Origin of the sequence: Embleya sp. NPDC050493 (genome assembly GCF_044458105.1) — a bacterium.
Lineage (GTDB): Bacteria > Actinomycetota > Actinomycetes > Streptomycetales > Streptomycetaceae > Embleya.
This window is the reverse complement of sequence record NZ_JBITHP010000005.1, coordinates 138885-156027: the sequence shown is the minus strand read 5'-3', so window position 1 is coordinate 156027 and position 17143 is coordinate 138885. Positions and strand designations below refer to the sequence as shown.

Annotated in this window: 11 protein-coding genes; 8 read left to right on the top strand and 3 right to left on the bottom strand. The window is 70.1% G+C overall.

Annotated features, from left to right (window positions below):
- Positions 1-27: 27 nt before the first annotated feature.
- The 7 genes from glgB to ACIBM5_RS12750 all read left to right on the top strand — a co-directional run bounded on the left by glgB (position 28) and on the right by ACIBM5_RS12750 (position 12189).
- Complete coding sequence (gene glgB / locus ACIBM5_RS12780) at positions 28-2307, top strand: 1,4-alpha-glucan branching protein GlgB (protein ID WP_396006876.1); 2280 nt, start codon at positions 28-30, stop codon at positions 2305-2307.
- A gap of 179 nt (positions 2308-2486) precedes the next feature.
- Entirely contained in the window at positions 2487-2813 is a 327-nt protein-coding gene (locus ACIBM5_RS12775) for a WXG100 family type VII secretion target (RefSeq protein WP_396006874.1), read from the top strand.
- Positions 2813-9436 carry a toxin glutamine deamidase domain-containing protein gene (locus tag ACIBM5_RS12770; RefSeq protein ID WP_396006873.1) on the top strand — a complete coding sequence of 2208 codons (6624 nt, stop codon included), beginning with the start codon at positions 2813-2815 and terminating at the stop codon, positions 9434-9436. The genes ACIBM5_RS12775 and ACIBM5_RS12770 overlap by 1 nt, the downstream gene beginning before the upstream one ends.
- On the top strand, positions 9433-9921 hold the full coding sequence (locus tag ACIBM5_RS12765; RefSeq protein WP_396006872.1) for an SMI1/KNR4 family protein: 489 nt from the start codon (positions 9433-9435) through the stop codon (positions 9919-9921). Before ACIBM5_RS12770 ends, ACIBM5_RS12765 begins: the two co-directional genes overlap by 4 nt.
- 65 nt (positions 9922-9986) lie before the next feature.
- Positions 9987-10994 (top strand): SMI1/KNR4 family protein, encoded by a 1008-nt coding sequence (locus ACIBM5_RS12760; protein ID WP_396006871.1) that lies wholly within the window; start codon positions 9987-9989, stop codon positions 10992-10994.
- A gap of 32 nt (positions 10995-11026) precedes the next feature.
- Entirely contained in the window at positions 11027-11449 is a 423-nt protein-coding gene (locus ACIBM5_RS12755; RefSeq protein WP_396006870.1) for a YwqJ-related putative deaminase, read from the top strand.
- Positions 11446-12189, top strand: coding sequence for an SUKH-3 domain-containing protein (locus ACIBM5_RS12750; protein WP_396006869.1), 744 nt, complete (start codon positions 11446-11448; stop codon positions 12187-12189). The genes ACIBM5_RS12755 and ACIBM5_RS12750 overlap by 4 nt, the downstream gene beginning before the upstream one ends.
- A gap of 102 nt (positions 12190-12291) precedes the next feature.
- Here ACIBM5_RS12750 and ACIBM5_RS12745 read toward each other — a convergent pair whose 3' ends face one another.
- The 3 genes from ACIBM5_RS12745 to ACIBM5_RS12735 form a co-directional block, all read right to left on the bottom strand.
- Positions 12292-13983, bottom strand: coding sequence for a DUF6114 domain-containing protein (locus ACIBM5_RS12745; protein WP_396006868.1), 1692 nt, complete (start codon positions 13981-13983; stop codon positions 12292-12294).
- Between the two features lie 76 nt (positions 13984-14059).
- A complete protein-coding gene (locus ACIBM5_RS12740) occupies positions 14060-14695 on the bottom strand; it encodes a DUF6230 family protein (protein WP_020555424.1) in 636 nt (211 codons plus the stop codon).
- A gap of 516 nt (positions 14696-15211) precedes the next feature.
- Entirely contained in the window at positions 15212-16165 is a 954-nt protein-coding gene (locus ACIBM5_RS12735; RefSeq protein ID WP_391581272.1) for a tetratricopeptide repeat protein, read from the bottom strand.
- Positions 16166-16456: 291 nt separating this feature from the next.
- Here ACIBM5_RS12735 and ACIBM5_RS12730 point away from each other — a divergent pair, with 291 nt between their 5' ends.
- Positions 16457-17110, top strand: a complete 654-nt coding sequence (locus ACIBM5_RS12730) for a TetR/AcrR family transcriptional regulator (RefSeq protein ID WP_396006867.1) — start codon at positions 16457-16459, stop codon at positions 17108-17110.
- The last annotated feature ends 33 nt before the right edge of the window (positions 17111-17143 follow it).

Sequence of the window (17143 nt, the reverse complement as noted above, 5' to 3'; positions counted from 1 at the left end):
AGCACCAACGTCCCAGGAGGTCCATCCGTGACGGCCCGTCAGGACACCAGCGCGTCACCCGAGGGCGGCGGAGTCACCGGCCGCCCCACCCCGCGTCGGGACAGGCGCCCCCGATCCCGCCCGACCGACACCCCGCTCGTGCCGCCGTTGGCCGCCGACGAGGTGCGCCGCCTGGTGGACGGCGGTCATCACGATCCGCACGCACTGCTCGGCCCGCACCCGAACGTGCCCGGCGTCGACGGCGTTGTGGTGCGGGTGTTGCGGCCGTGGGCCCGCGAGGTGATCGTGGTCACCGGCGAGCGCCGGGTCGAGCTGACCCACGAGGCGGAGGGCCTGTTCACCGGCGTACTGCCGGGCACGGAGGTGCCCGACTATCGGCTGGAGGTCCGCTACGAGGGCAGCGAACTGCACACGGACGACCCCTACCGGTTCCTGCCCACCCTGGGCGAGCTCGACATACACCTGATCTCCGAGGGCCGGCACGAGCGGCTGTGGGAGGTGCTCGGCGCGCACGTGCGCTCGTACGAGACCCCGAACGGGCCGGTCACCGGAACCTCGTTCGCGGTCTGGGCGCCGAACGCGCAGGGCGTGCGGGTGGTCGGCGACTTCAACTACTGGGACGGCATCGGACACCCGATGCGCTCGCTCGGCTCGTCCGGGGTGTGGGAGCTGTTCGTCCCCGACGTCGGCGACGGCACCAAGTACAAGTACGAGATCCTCGGCCGGGACGGGGTGTCCCGGCAAAAGGCCGACCCGCTGGCCTTCGCGACCGAGCAGCCGCCCTCCACCGCGTCGGTCGTACACACCTCGACCCACTCGTGGTCGGACAAGGAGTGGCTGGAAAAGCGCGCCGAGACCACCCACCACACCTCGGCGATGAGCGTGTACGAGATCCATCTCGGCTCGTGGCGACCGGGCCTGAGCTACCTCGAACTCGCCGAGCAACTGCCCGCCTACGTCACCGAGATGGGCTTCACCCACGTGGAGCTGCTGCCGGTGGCCGAACACCCGTACGGCCCGTCCTGGGGCTACCAGGTGTCCTCGTACTACGCGCCCACGTCGCGGTTCGGCAATCCCGACGACTTCCGCCGTCTCGTCGACGCGCTGCACCGCGCGGGCATCGGCGTCCTGGTCGACTGGGTGCCGGCGCACTTCCCCAAGGATGCCTGGGCGCTGGCCCGGTTCGACGGGACGCCGCTGTACGAGCACCCGGATCCGCGCCGGGGCGAACATCCCGACTGGGGCACGCTGGTCTTCGACTACGGCCGCAACGAGGTGCGCAACTTCCTGGTAGCCAACGCGGTCTACTGGTGCGAGGAGTTCCACATCGACGGGCTCCGGGTGGACGCGGTCGCCTCGATGCTCTACCTGGACTACTCGCGCGAACACGGCCAGTGGGCACCGAACCAGCACGGCGGCCGGGAGAACCTGGACGCGGTGGCGTTCCTCCAGGAGATGAACGCGACGCTGTACCGGCGGGTGCCCGGTGTGCTGACCATCGCCGAGGAGTCCACCGCGTGGGACGGGGTGACCCGTACCACCGAGAGCGGCGGTCTCGGCTTCGGCTTCAAGTGGAACATGGGCTGGATGCACGACTCGCTGGAGTACATCCAGAAGGAGCCGATCCACCGGCAGTACCACCACAACGAGATGACCTTCTCGCTGATGTACGCCTGGAGCGAGAACTACATCCTGCCGATCAGCCACGACGAGGTGGTGCACGGCAAACGCTCGCTGGTGGACAAGATGCCGGGCGACCGCTGGCAGCAGATGGCGAACGTGCGCGCCTACCTCGCCTTCATGTGGGCCCATCCGGGCAAGCAGTTGTTGTTCATGGGCTCCGAGTTCGGCCACGGCGCCGAGTGGTCGGAGGCACGCGGCCTGGACTGGTGGTTGCTGGACCACGAGGAGCACCGGGGCATCCAGCGTCTGGTCCGCAACCTCAACGCGACCTACCGCGCCAAGCCCGCGCTGTGGACGCAGGACACCCGCCCCGAGGGCTTCTCCTGGATCGACGGCGGCGACGCGGCGTCCAACGTCCTGTCCTTCATCCGACACGGCGCGGCCGGCGAACAACTGGTCAGCGTGTGCAACTTCGCACCGGTGGTTCGCGAGGACTTCCGGGTCGGCCTGCCGCACACGGGCCGCTGGCGTGAGGTGCTCAACACCGACGCCGGCGAGTACGGCGGCGCCGACGTGGTCAACCGGGGCGGAATCCTGGCCGAGGACGTGGAATGGCAGGGTCGACCCGCCTCCGCGCTGATGACGCTGCCCCCGCTGGCCACCGTCTGGTTTGTCCCCGAATAGCAGGCGATACCCCCTCCGGGGGCCGACGTTCGACCCGGAACGTCGGCCCCCGGAAACGTGACACTCCGGCGAATCGTGAATTAGTGTCTTGCCTTCATGTCCCCGGGAGAGGTCCTGTCCGGAAACTGCCGGGGACCGTGCGACAGCCAGAGAGACACGGAACACGGGGGTGTTCTCACATGACGGCGGACGCGGGTACGGGATACAAGGCCCTCCCCTCGGACTTCAAGACGGCGGGCAAGGCCTTCACCGACGCGGGAAGGCGCGTCGGTGAGATTCGGGCGACGCTCAAGACGTCCATCGAGGGCCTCGGCGAGTGCTGGGGCGACGACGATCTCGGCAACGGGTTCGCGAAGGAATACAAGCCCGCCCGGGACAAGGTGCTCGACGCGCTCGAAGCGCTCGCCAAGGGTCTCGGCGAGATCGGCAAGGGCCTGGACACGTCCGCCGCCAATTACCAGAAGACCGAGGACCACAACCGCGAGACCTTCGGCGGCAAGGCCTGATGGCGGTCGAAGCGGGGGAGATCGTCGAGAAGGTCCTCGAACTCCTGGTCGGTGTCGACTGGCCGGAAGGCGACGAGGACAAGTGCGAGGCACTGGGCAAGGCTTGGGAGCACGCCGGCGGTGAACTCGCCAAGGTCGCGGGGGATCTTGCCGCGGCCGTCAACAAGCTCAACGCCGCCAACGAGGGCAAGGGCATGGAAGCCTTCCTTCGGATGTGGGACAAGCTGAGCAAGGGCGACAAGGCGTTCTTCCCGGCCCTGGAAGCCGCCTCCAAGGCGCTCGGCGGCGCGGCGGACGACACGAGTGACACGATCTACGCCACCAAGATCGAGTTCGTCACGATGGCGACCATCCAGGGCGCGGCCATCCTGGCCCAGATCGCCGCGGCTCCGATCACCCTGGGCATCACCGCCGGAACCGCCGCGGCCTCGACCGCCGCGCTGCGCTTCTCCTTCATGCAGGTGCTGCGCCGGATGCTGGGGCGGATCGAGGCGTCGATGGTGCGCCGACTGCTCAAGAACGTCGCCCTCGAAGCACTCTCCGAGGTGCGCGACGACATCATCTCCCAGTTCATCCACATGACCTGGGGCTCGCAGGACGGCTACTCGATCAAGCAGACCGCGCTGGCCGCGGGCGGCGGCGCGGCCGGTGGCCTGGCCGCGATCGGCGTGAACGGCCTCGGCAAGAAGGTCTTCGGCGAGGGCGCCGAACTGGGCGTCAAGGGCGTCACCACCTCGCTGGCCTCCAACGTGAGCGCCGAGGTCGCCGGCACGGTGGCCACCGGCGGTCCGGTGAACTGGGAGACCTTCGCCAGTGGTGGCCTGGGCGGCGCGACCGACCACGGCGCGTCCAAGCTCGGCGACCGGGTGAGCAACGCGTTCAACACCCCCGGCATCGACCCGCCGAACCTGGGCGGGCCGAACCCGGGCGGCGACAACAGGCCGGTGAACGGCGGCAACAGAATCGATTCGACACTCAACCCGAACGGCGGGAACTCCGGCAGCGGCGGAGGGTCGAACGGCTCGGGCGGGTCGAACGGGAACGGTTCCGGGAACGGCGGGTCGAACGGAAACGGGAACGGAAACGGGAACGGGAACCAGCACGGCGGCTCGTCGCACAACGCGTCCGGGAACTCGGGCAACTCGGGCGGGAACTCGGGTAATTCCGGGTGGCATTCGGGCGGAAACGAGGGGAACTCCGGCGGGAACGCGGGAAACCCGGGCGGGCACAGCGGGAATTCGGGCGGCAACTCCGGTAATTCCGGCGGCAATTCCGGGAACCCGGGTGGCAGTTCCGGTGGCAACTCGGGCGGGAATTCCGGCGGTGGCCCGGGCGGGGACCACAGGCCCGCACACACTCCGGTCGCGACCCAGAGCGCCTCGGCCGCGGCGCCGCCCGCGACGGATGCACCGGGCGGGGTGAGCGGCCACGGCAACGACGTGCCACGCGGTGTGCCGAGCCACGACGGCGGCTCGGCGCAGAACAACACGTTCGTGCAGGCGCCGCCGAGCGGTGGTCAGCAGCCGGGTGGCATACCCGGCACCGGCGGTACGCCGGGCGCCGGCAATTCCCCTGCGATGGGCGGCTCGCCGTCCGTGACCGGCTCCTCCGGTCCGAGCGGCGGTTCGCCGTCCGTGGGCGGCCCGGCGAGCACCGGCCACGCCGGCGGCGGCGTGCAGACCACGAGCGCCTCCGCGAGCACCGCGCCCACCACGAGCGGTTCGCCCTCGATCGGCTCGACGTCGTCCACGACACCGTCGACGTCCGGTCCGAGCACGACCACCAACGTGTCGCCGACGAGCGCGACCGCTGCGACGACCGCGGCCGCGAGCACGGGTGCGAGTACCGGTGCGAGTACGGGTACGGGCTCGGGTACGAGTACCGGTGGGACGCACAACTCCAGTGCCAACAACGGCACTTCGGGCGCGTCCAACTCCGCCGGCACACCGACCGCGACCCGCCCCGCGGGTGGCGCGACGCCGACGACCGGGAGCCCGACCACGGGTGCCCCGACCTCCGGCAACCCGAACGGCGCGACCCCGAGTTCGACCACGTCGAACTCGTCCAACCCGAACTCGATCAACCTGAACTCGACCACTTCAAACGGCACTTCGCCGACCACCGGTACGCCGAACGGCACTTCCCCCGACGCGAACCACATTCCGGGTCAGCGACAGGAGAGCCCGGCAGGCAACACCCCCGACCCCGCGACCGACCCGACGGGGAGGGAGAGCGGTCCCGACCCGACGCCGGGGCCGACGACGGACGCGAATCCGGACGTCACGCCCGACATGGCGCCGGACACCGGACACCGGCCGGACCCGACGACGGACCCGACTTCGACCCCGGATGCACGACAGGACCCGACTCGGGACACCCATCAGGATCCGAATCACGACCCGAGCCAGGACCCCGGCCGGGACCCGAACCGGGATACGAACCGGGATCCGAATCAGGTCCCGAGCCGGGATCCGAACCGGGACACCAGCCTCGACACCGAGTCGACGGTCGCCGGCCCCACCACCGACACCGCGTCGCGTACGGACCAGGACACCACGCCGTCCCGGGACGGCGGTGTCGGCATCCTGCACCTGACCCCGGCCGGCAACCCGACGGGTTCGCGGCACGGCACGCCGATCAACGCGGATCCGAACGGTCGGATCGACAACGCGGTGGGCGGGCTGCGCGACCGGATCCGCAACCTCTTCAGCCGAGGCCCGAACGCCTCGCCGAACCCCCCTCCGGGCACACACCCCGAGCCGAACCCCACCTACGACTCGACTCCGTACGCGAACTCGCCGGCCACGACCGACCCGAACCCCCGCCCCGACCGGCCCGATTCACCGCAGAATCCGGACGGGCCGATCGCCGATCGTCCGCCGCTGAACGACGGCCGTCCGCTGAACGAGCCCGGCGGCCTGATGCCGCCGAGCGTGCGCGACCAGTCCGTACTGAACGTCGCCGTGCCCCGCGACGCCGACGGCATGCCGCAGGTGCACCCCGACCCGCGCACCGGCCACTGGTTCGCGCTGCAGAACGACGGCGGCACCCAGGTACCCGGCCGCGACACCAACTGCATGGACAGCGTGCTGGCCTTCGGCAACACCTGGTTCGGCCGTCCGGAGGTGGCCGCGGCGCGCATCCCCGGTGAGAACGGCGGCGAAGTGCGGGCGCCGGAGCGCGCTCGGCAGGAGCTCGGTACGAACTGGACGCCGCTCGCCCGGCGTCCCGACGGCAGCACCGACACCGCAGGCGCGTACGGCGACATCGAGGCACGGCTGCGCGACGCGGGGCCGGGCGCGATGACATACATCGTCACCTCCAGACCGACCGAGCCGCGGGTGAATCCGGACGGCACCATCGAGACCGGCCAGGTCTCGCACGCGTGGGCCGCGATCAACGTGGACGGCGAAGTCCTGTGGGTCGACCCGCAGTCGGGCCGGGTCATGCCCGAACCGTATCCGGACCAGAACCGTGTCTGGGCGATCGCCGTGGACGCGAACGCGCGGCCGATCGACATGTCCCTGCCGCCGACCTCGCAGCCGGCGGACCCGACTCCGGAATCCGCTCCGCAGTCGAACCCGCCGCAGCAGAGCCCCGATTCGACGCCGACGGCGCCCGAGCAACACACCGGCACGCCCGACCCGTCCGCCGACCCGACGCCCGATGGGCACACCGACCCCGACCCGGACCGGGACACGGATCCGACCTCCGACGATCCCGCCGGTCGGCCGGACCCGACGCCCACCCCGGCCCGGGACGGCAACGGCGACACCACCGTCGACGCGACTCCGCAGCCGGACGGACCGCCGATCACGACGCCGCCCGGCGCACCGGTGCGGCCGAATCAGGCGGGCCCGTTCCACGACACGATCCAACGCCTCGGCGACCGCACGCGCGGTCTCTTCGGCCGGGGCCCGAGCGTCGCGACCGCCCCGAACCACACCACCCCGGCGGCTCCCCCGCCGCATCAGCCCGGCCCGTACCAGCAGAACAACAACGCGCCTTCCCCCTACAACGGGACGCCGTACGGCAACGGCCCGGTCGCGAACAACCCGTACGCGCAACCCCTGCCGCACCACGCCCCGCCGCCCGCGCCCGGCAGCCCGATCGCGAACCGCCCACCGCTGTCCGCATCGCGTCCGTTCAACCAGCCCGGCGGACTGCTCCCGCCCAACTGGAGCGACGCGGCGGCGCTGAACAACGCGGTTCCGCGCAATCCCGACGGCACTCCCGTGGTGCATCCGGACCCCCGACTGGGCCGATGGTTCCGGCTGCAAAACGACGGCGGCCTCCAGGTCCCCGGCCGAAACATCAACTGCCTGGACGGCGTACTGGCCTTCGGCCGCACCTGGTTCGGCCGTCCGGAGGTGTCCGCCGCCCGCATGCCGGGCGAGAACACCGGTGAAACCAACGGCATGGCCCGCGCGGCGCAGGAGGCGAACGCGCCGTGGAGCCGACTCGATGTCGAGCCGGACGGCAGCAACAACCCGGGTTCCGGCTTCGCTCGGTTGGAAGCGGCGCTGCGGGCCTCGGGGCCCGGCTCGATCTCCTACATCGTCACCGAGTGGCCGCCGCGGAACGTGGTGCAGCCGGACGGCTCGGTCAAGGTCGTGCACAGCTCGCACGCCTGGGCCGCGGTCAACGTGGGCGGCGACATCCTCTACGTCGACCCGCAGACGAACCAGATCGCGACCTCTCCGCAGCCGAACGCGACAAGCGTCTACGCCATCACGCTGGGCCCGGACGCCCAACCGGTATCCATGTCGCCCCCGCCGGTCACCCAGCCCGTCGCAACACCACCGCCTCCGCCGCCGCTGCCGCACAACCAGCAGCAGCCGCCGATCAACCCGTACAACCAGCAACCGGTGCAACCCGGCCCGTACAACCAGCAGCAACCGCCGTACGCGCAGCCGCACCACCAGCAGCCACAACCGCCGCCGGTGCAGCCGGCTCCGCACCACCACCAGCAGCCGGTGCAGCCCGCGCCGCACAACCCGCCGCCGGTGCAGCCGAATCCGTACACGCAGCAACAACAGCAGCAACCGCCGTACGCGCAGCCTGCTCCCCACCACCAGGCCCCGGTGCAGCCCGGCCCGTACAACCAGCAGCAACAGCCGGGCCCGTATCACCAGCCGCTGCAGGATCCCGGGCCCTACAACCAGCCCGCCCCGCACCACCAGCAGCCGGTACACAACAATCCGTACAACCAGCAGCCGGTCCAGCCCACGCCGCACAACCCGCCGCCGGTCCAGCCCGCCCCGCACCAGCAACAGCCCTTCCAGACCGGCCCGGTCCACCCCGCGCCGCACAACCCGGCGCCCGGCGATCTGCCGGACAACGTCACGGGTCCGATGCCCGGCTCGGCGCCGGATCCGAGCGGGGGCATCACGCCCGGCAGCAGCCCGAACCCGACGCCGCCCACCCCGCCGACGCCGAGGCACGCCCAGAGCAATCCGCCCGCTCCGATCGACACGACGCCGCCGCTGGCGTCGCCGATGCGGCCCAACCCGAGGCCGCTGGGCGAGCCCGCGACCACGGCGAGCCCCACCGGCGGTCGGCCGACCACGCACGACGGTCGGCGCGACGACATCGAGCGCGAGGTCGAGGCGTTCATGGCGACCCGTCCGGCGGCGGAGAACTTCGACCCCAACGCCGCGACGAACCCCACCCCCGCGCCGAACGCCAACGGCACCACCCCGAGCAATCCGAACCCGCCGAAGCCGGACGACGTCCGCGGCGGTCAGTCCCCGTACGACCTGCACGTCACCCGCGATCCGTCGTTCATGGCGGACCGCTCGAACCTGACGTGGGACACCCACCGCGGCGACGCCGAGTTCGAGATGCCGCAGAGCGCACGCTCCGACAACCCGCACCCGGACACCGGCGCACCGCCACGCACCAACCTCAACCGGGCGAAGCTCATGCGCATGTTCGATGCCGACGGCATCGACGCGCTGGTCAACCATCCGAACCCCGAGGACCTCACCAGCGCCGAGCGGCAGGCCCGGGACGAGTTCGACCGGCTGTTGCGCGGGGACAACGGCGAACTGCTGACCGGCCCCGATCTGGACGCGCGCCGCACCGAGTTGGCTGCGCGCGGCCGGGACATGACCGGCGGCCGGCGCTACCCGATCAACTCCGGGTACGCGGGCCGGATAGTGCACTTCGCCGGCCCGACGCTGGACAACCATTTCCCCGATGGCGTCTACATCAATCTCCAGGGATACCCTGACTTCACGGTCTACGCGGTCCGCACGATCAATCTTCCGCATACCGTCATCGTCCCGCCCGAACGCAGCGACTTCCCGCCGGGGCCGGACGGCACCAAGAAATTCAAGGAAGCCCGCGCGGAAGCGAACGACGACCAGCGCAAGCTGGATATCCGCCAGGGCAATGCGGAATTCCGGAACGATCCGATGTGGGCGGGCGTCCGACCGGGTCGTACCGCACCGGGTTACGTCTGGCATCACGTCGAGGGCACACGAACCATGATGCTCATACCGTTCGCAGTACACTACGCGGTGAAACATCACGGCGGGATCGCCAGTGCCATGGCCCCCGATCCCTCGGCCAATGGCTCGACCGGCACCTCGAACGGCAACCCAGGAGCTCAGCAGTGACCGTCGAATTGACGCCGCGAGGGACACTCTCGGAAGAAGCCCTGCGCGAACTCGAAGGGAAACTCGGGTTCACCCTGCCGGCCGAGTATCGAGCCTGGCTGGCCGCGACCAACGGCGCCGATTTCCCGGTCGCGGCCCAGCTCATGCCACGTGGCCTGGATCCCGAGGACGACCTCTACGGCTACCGCACGGGCGGCGATCCGCACACCGAGTTGCTCTACGCCCACGGCTATTGCCGGGACGTACTCACCCTGGATTATCTGCCGGTCACCCGACTCACCACGGGGATCGTGGCGATCAAGGTCACCGAACCGGAATCCGGGTCGCTCTGGTATTGGAGCGAATCGACGCTCGACACCGACGAGGAATACACCCCGGAATACATCTCGGCCAACAACCTGCGCAAGGTGGCCGATACGTTCGCCCAATTCCTGGAGTTGTGGGAGATCGATCCGACCTCCCCGTTCCTGGATTCCGAGTCCTGAGGTGGGAGCAATGACACACCGCCCCGCCCCGACGAAATACCGGACATGAAGGAGAGGACCGCAGCATGACCGACACCGGCACCGAGCACGGCGACTCTCCGGCCGCTGAATTCGCGGGTTCGATCGTCGATTTCGGCCGCACGTCGCGCAGCCGGGTATACCCGGACGGTATCTTCGTCGACCTGTACGGATTCCCGGACTTCCTGCCGTACGCGCGGGTGGTGATCGAGACCGGCCCGGTACCGCCGGGCCTGGGTATCGACGAGGCGCGGGTCACCGACGTGCTCGCCGCCAACCTCGCGGCGGCCGGCACCGGCGACCCGCTGTATGCCGACACGGTCGAGACCGCGACCCCGCGCGGGTGGACCTGGCACCACGCTCCGCACGTACGCCGGCTCTACCTGGTCCCGGTCGACGTCAAGAACGCGCTCCGGCATCACGGCGGCGTGGCCACGATGACGGTCGACCGGGAGCGCACCGGCCTGTGGAGCCCGGCCGAACAGGCCCGGGTGCCGGCCGGTCTGCACGTGGGCCGACCGCTCACCGACGTCGACCTGACCCACCTGGAGAACAAGTACCTCAAGTACCGACTCCCGCAGGCGTATCGCGCGTTGCTGATCGACAACGGCGGCGGTCCGCCGGCCCGGCCCGCCGTGCACATGCGCCACGGGTTCGTGCTGGACCAGCAGTTCTTCAACCTCTACGGCGAGTACGACCCCTACGATCTGCTCGACGTCGCGGCGCGCCTCACCGATCGGCTGACTGCCGATTTCCTGGCCGTCGCGTGGGTCCAGGGTGGTGCCCTGGTGCTCAAGACGCAGGGGGCGGACGCGGGTTCGGTCTGGTACTGGGACAACGACGACCGGTACGCCCGCCGGGGCGACTCCCCCGAGGCGACGGTCGCCCTGCTGTCCCGGCTCGCCGACGACGTGACGACGCTGCTGGCCGACGAGCTGATCCAAGTACCGAGCGAACTCGACGAGATCGCCCGCACCGCGGTCGCCGGCGGGCACTACCGACCGGTCGTCGCCGAGCACGCGGGTGCGGGCCTGCCCGCCGACCTGCGTCCCTGACGCGGCATCACGAAGGGAACGGACGAGGACTGATGTTCGACAATCTGCTGCCGCCCGGCGTCGGTGCGGCGCTGCAACGCCCCGGCATGGAGCCGATGACGGCGGTCGGCGCACACACCACGAGCGTGGACCTGCACCCGGCCGTGACCGCGCTGCTGGACCGCACCGAGCCCGCGATGCGTTCGGTGTTCCACGGGCGGTGCCCCGACGCCCTGTTGTTGTCCGAGGTCGCGGTCGAGGCGGAGGCCTCGTTGGCCGCCGAGGGCACGCACGACCCCGATCACGAGGTCGTGCTCGACCGGATGCGAGACCTGCTGCGCGGCGCGGCGATCGCCGCGATCCTGCTGCGCGAGCCGAACGACCCCGCGCACGAACGGCCGATTCCGCCCTGCTCGTCCTGCGCACCCGCGCTGGCGGCCCTGGGGGTCACGATCCTGGAGGTGCCCGCGTCATGAGCGACCGCTTCCCCGAGGCCGTGGCCCAGGCCCTCACGGCCACCGGCTGGCAGCCCGGCATCCACATCCCGGAAGAGGAACTCCTGCGCTGGTACCGGGCGTTGGGCACGGCCGGGATCGACGTCCCGCCGAGCGCGATCAAGGCGCTGTGGGAGTTCGGCGGGATGACGGTGCATCAGTACGGTCCCGGCGTGGACATGTCCCGGATGCCGTTCCGGATCGACCCGATGGTCGGGCTGTACGCGGGCGACGTGCTCGCCGCATATGGCGCGGCGCTGGGTCGACCGCTCACCCCGGTCGGCGAATACGACCTGGGCCGGGGCCGGTTGGCGATGGATCCGCGCGGCGCGGTGTACCTGTGGTGGGGCGATCTGTGGCACGTGGCCGACACCTTCGACGACGCGCTGATCGCGCTGATCGAGGGCCGCCGGCCGACCCGCCTGGACCTGGCACCGGCCGACGCGCCGCTGCCGCCGCGGCCGATCGACGAGCGCGAGGCCCGGGACAAGGCCCGCCGGCACGTGGTCGGCGGCGGTCCGAACGCGCCGACCGACTTCGTGATGACCGAGTTCGAGTACGGCTGGCTGGTCCAGGCGATCTACGCGAACCCCGACCCGATGGCCAACGTCGGCGCCGGCCAGTGGATCGTGGACCGCCGCAACGGCCGCGTGACGCTGTGGCCGAGCCTGCCGTCCGCGAACGTCCTGGCCATGTTCCGCGAACGCTACGTGGACGCGTAGCCCGCAGCCGCCGGCCGCGAACACACCGGCCACGAACGCCGATGCGCCCCGGAACCGGTGAGGTCCGGGGCGCATCGCATGACGGCGATCGGCGGAGCCGAGTCACTGTCGAATGTGATCCTTGTTGATCCCGTACCCGGGTATGTGCATCCGACCACCCAACTGTGTGTACATCGCGGACTCCACGTTGGTGAAGAACACGACGGGAACGTTGATCGGGGGCGGACTGTCCGGGGTGAAGGTGATCGGAACGACTCCGAAGATGTTGCCCTTGAGGTACTTGACGTACATCGTCGTCTTCGTATCCGCTTCCATCCAGGACTTGCTGCCCTCTCGGGCCGTGATGGCGACGTCCTTGCCCGACGCTTCCTTCACCGTCATCGAAAGGTTCCAGATGTCGATCCCCTTCGAGACGGTGAACTTCAGTGCCGGTTCCTCGGTCCCTTGGAGGGTCTTCACCTTCACCACGCCTTCGTAGTTCAGACCCGCCATCGCCAGCAGGTTGGATCTGAGCACGAACGGGTCGACCGCGACCGGCGGTTCGCCGGATCCGGCCTTGGCCTCGACCGGGCCCTCGATCGGGCACGGAAACGGCGTCTTACCGTTCGTCGGCTTGGTCGGGGACGACGTGGCGGACGGTTTCGCCGATGTCGTGGCGGACCGCGTCGCGGCCTTGCCGGAGGGCGTGGCCGCCACCGTCGCGGGCGGCGTGGTCGTCGCGAGTGCCGACGGCGCAGCCTCCACCGGAGCGACCGGCGCGACGGGCACCGTCGGTGCGGTCGATGCCTTGGACGGAAGCTTGATCCCGGGCAACCCGAGCCCCGGGAGACCGGGCAGGGTCAACTCGGGCAATTTCAGCTCGGGCAGCTTGAGTTCGGGCAACTTCGGTGCCGGCGTCCCCCCTTGCGGCGACTTCGACTCCGACGCCCTGGTTTCGGCCGCCGGGAGGGACGTCGCCGCGGCGGGTTGCCCCGCCTTGCCGGCCGGCGTGGAGGCTACCGACTTGGCGGGGGCCGTGCTCGGCGCCGTGCTCGCCGTGCTCGGCGGCGCCGACGTGCTCGACGAAGTCGTGGGACTCGCCGAAACGCACGGACCGTCCGCGTACGGGTTGCTCGGCAGTTCATCGCTGGGCGAGGCCTGGGCGATGCCGACGACACCCACGACGCCGATCATGGCCGTCGCGATCGTCGCCAGCGCCACCCGCGGCGAGGCCGCCCCTCGGGAACCGTCACCGGGCCGGTCGGTCTCCGACCCGGTCGATGCTTCCCCCGGGGCATCAGGGGCCTTTCCGTTCAGAGCCTGCGCGAGGAAGCCGTCCTCGACCAACGTTTCGTCGGGAACTCGTTCGTCCCCGCTGCCGCCGTCGTCGTCATCCGGGCGGTCCTCGCCGGTTTCCTCGCCCGCCGGCAGGTACACCCACGAGATCGCGAGCGTGCCGCCGATCAGGCCGCACAACATCCCGACGAAGAACCCACCGAAGGTGGCGACGACGAACGACACCAGCGACACGAGGATCACGAAGATCCCGATGTACACCCTGGCCTTGGGGTTCAGCCAGATCGCAATCCCGGACAGGATCAGGATCGCGCCGATGAAGATCGCCGAGACGCCGCCCATCTGGGTGATCTTGAAGGTGATGTCACCGGCGCTGAGTGTCGCGTAGGGCGCCCACAGGATCGGGCCGGAACCCAGGATCGTGAAGAGCCCGGCCCAGAAGGGCCGTTCCTTGCGCCAACTGCGAAACGCCTGCCATCCACGTCCCAGCGCGCTGGGTTGCCGCTGTTCTGCGGTCACTCTCGACTCCCTGGAGTGTTGCTGCGGTATCGCGGACCGGCTGCGGGCGGACCTGCCCCCCGCAGCCGACGATGCGTCAGAAGCACTCCAGGCTCGGGCCGCCGACCTTCAGGTGCAGGTCGTTGAGCCAGAACTTGCCTGCCTGGACCATCCACGCGGACTGGTTCACGTTGGTGAACTTCGCCTTGGTGGCCTGTTGGCCGAACATGTTCGGGGCACCGTTGCCGATGTCCTTGGGACCCTTGGCCCACGGAACGCCGTTGTCCTTGCCCATGGTCGACGCGTCCACGCCGATGTCGATGTTCTCGAAGTAGGCGTCGCCGTCGAGCGAATCCATCGAGAGCGTCATGTTCTCGGCCTTCGCGGGCCGACCGTTCCCGCCCGCCTTGATCTGCATGACGAGCGGAGTGCCGGGCACGCGCACCGACTGACACATGTTGGTGATCTGCGCGGTGCCGAGTGCCGCCGTGGCCACCGGCACGTCGGCGCCGTTCTTGCGCTTGAGCGCCTCGCCGTACTGCGAGAAGTCGGTGGCGTCCATCTCGTCCGCGTGCACCTTGAAGTTGCCACCGGACACCGTGATGTTGACCGGCACGACACCGTTGGCGACCCCCGCGAACACACCGACGGTCATGGCCGCGACCGGTATGAGGGTGATGCCGAACCGCTTCCAGCGAGTCTTGCCGCTACCCGCCTGAACCTTCTTGTCCATGGTCCTCCTCGGGACAGAATCCCCTCCTCGTGCGGACCAGGGCCGCACGTGGCGGGGCATGGAGGGAGGGCCTGCCTGTCCTGGGACGGACCGGCACGGCCTGGATGGGGAGGTCCGCGCCCGAGCCACCGACCGGCTGCCGGGGCGAATGGGACACGGATCGAGCGGCCCGATCATCTTTCACGACCGGGCCGGCACACAAGAGGTTCGTTACCGGCGAGTAACGCCGACTCCGGGACGGCACTCACGGCCGGGTCACAGCGCGGCATCGACACCGGCATCGGGTGGTGCGATTTGGCCGGATAAGTCCGCTACAGGGTCACCCGTAAGTCACCAAATGCCACGCAGGGCAAGGGAAATGACCCATAGTCAAAGATGGGTAAAGACCAAAGCCCCGACCGCTCTCGAGCACGAGAACGGCCGGGGCCTCATCGACGAACCGAGTGCCTGCGCAGGATCGGGAGGCGCAGGACCGGAGGTGCCGAAGCCAAGGATCGCAGGATCGAAGGTGCAGGATCAGAAGAGCACGCCGGCCAGCGCCATGCGCGCCTTGGGCACCCTCGGGTCGTCCGCACCGACGATCTCGAACAGGTCGAGCAGGTGCAGGCGCGCCTTGTTCCGGTCGTCGCCCGCCGTTCGCCGCACGGTCTCCACCAGCCGGGCGAACGCCTCGTCCGCGCGACCGTCCAGGACGTCCAGGTCGGCCGCGAGCGTCTGCGCCGCGACGTCGTCCGGGCGCTCGGCGGCGTCCACGCGGGCCTTGTCCGCGTCCACGCCCTGGGTGCGCAGCAGGAGTTCGGTGTTGATCAGGCCGAGCTTGGCCTCGGCGTGCGCCGGGTGGTCGGAGAGCACGTTGCGGAACGCCTGGGCCGCGCCGTCCAGATCGCCGGCCTCCAGCGCCTCGTCGGCGGCTGCCAGCAGCGGGTCGCCGGCGGGCTCCTCCTCGGCCTCGGCGGGCGCGTCGGCGGGCTCGCCGTCGACCACGACGCCGGTCAGGCCGAAGCGCTCCTCACCGAGCTGGACGAGCTGGTCCAGCACCTGCCGGGCCTGCTGCTCGGGCACCACACCCTGGAACAGCGGAGCGAGTTGACCACCCAGGACCGCCATCACGGCGGGGATGCCCTGGATGCCGAACTCCTGGGCGAGACGCGGGTTGGCGTCGACGTCGATCTTGGCGAGCACGAAGCGGCCGGCGTATTCCTCGGCCAGACGCTCCAGCAGCGGGCTCAGCTGTTTGCACGGCTGGCACCACTCGGCCCAGAAGTCGATCACGACGGGGGCCTGTTGGGAGAGCGCGAGCACATCGGTCTCGAAGGTGGCCTCGGTGACGTCGATGACGACCCGTTGGGCACCGGACGCGGCGGCGGGCTTCCCGGCCGGCGCGGCCGCACGCTTGGCGGCGTTGTCGGCGGCGGCCTTGACCGCACCGAGGTCGACTACTCCGCGCATGGACATGTTCCGTGGCTGCATGTAGACATCTTCCCCCGAGAGCGAGTCGAACGATGCACGGGGCGACCCACCGGCGCATGCCGAAGCCTCGTCGCGTCCCGGTCCCCGCAGGATGCGGGCCCCGGGACGGACGACGACCCTTGACGGGTCGTCAGTCGCGATCGTGTGCTCGAATCCCCATCCAGGCACCGCGATTTGCTACGGCTCGTAGCGTAAGGGGCGCGCCGGGGAGAATGCGACCGTACGATCCGCAATGACGGATGTGAGTTGCACCACCGCCGCGCACCTTACCAATCGGTAACATGACCGACCGTGTACGACGAATCGGCCGGAGACCACCCGCACGACCCGCCCATGCAGCGCAAGGGACGCCCGCGCAGCACCACCGCGGACGACGCGATCCTGGACGCGGCGCGCTCGTTGCTGGCCGACGGCGGATGGGCCGGGCTGACCATGGGGGACGTCGCCGCACGAGCGGGCGTGGCCAAGACCACGCTGTACCGCCGCTGGCACTCCAAGCACGACCTGGCCATCGCCGCGGTCGCGGAAATGCTCGGCACCCTCGAACTGCCGGATCAGGGTCCGGATCTACGCGCGGACGTCGAGGACGTGGTCCGCCGCTTCGCCGCACTCCTGGGCCGCCCGGACATGCGCACGGCCCTGATGGGCCTGGTCGCCGACTCCACCAGCGACCCGGCCCTGCGCCGACGCATCCGCGAAGAGGTCGTCGACCCACAAAAACGCCTCGTCCTGGAGGGCCGCGCCCGCGCCGAGACCCGAGGCGAAATCACCGCCCCGGGTGACATAGACGTCGACCTGGTCTTCGACATCATCGCCGGCACGGTGGTCCAACACATCCTGGTAAGCGCCGAACCCGCCTCCGACGCCTGGGTCCAACGCTTCACCACTTTCGTAGTAACCGGCATGCTCCCCCAACCCACCCCACCCACCCGAGCCGCCACATAAGACCCCCAGCCGGTCACGAGACCAAGCAGCCCG

Bases quoted from the DNA above. Each gene is read 5' to 3' on its own strand.
- ACIBM5_RS12775 (WP_396006874.1), top strand. From the start codon at position 2,487: ATGACGGCGGACGCGGGTACGGGATACAAGGCCCTCCCCTCGGACTTC.
- ACIBM5_RS12770 (WP_396006873.1), top strand. From the start codon at position 2,813: ATGGCGGTCGAAGCGGGGGAGATCGTCGAGAAGGTCCTCGAACTCCTG.
- ACIBM5_RS12760 (WP_396006871.1), top strand. From the start codon at position 9,987: ATGACCGACACCGGCACCGAGCACGGCGACTCTCCGGCCGCTGAATTC.
- ACIBM5_RS12755 (WP_396006870.1), top strand. From the start codon at position 11,027: ATGTTCGACAATCTGCTGCCGCCCGGCGTCGGTGCGGCGCTGCAACGC.
- ACIBM5_RS12750 (WP_396006869.1), top strand. From the start codon at position 11,446: ATGAGCGACCGCTTCCCCGAGGCCGTGGCCCAGGCCCTCACGGCCACC.
- ACIBM5_RS12740 (WP_020555424.1), bottom strand. From the start codon at position 14,695: ATGGACAAGAAGGTTCAGGCGGGTAGCGGCAAGACTCGCTGGAAGCGG.
- ACIBM5_RS12735 (WP_391581272.1), bottom strand. From the start codon at position 16,165: ATGCAGCCACGGAACATGTCCATGCGCGGAGTAGTCGACCTCGGTGCG.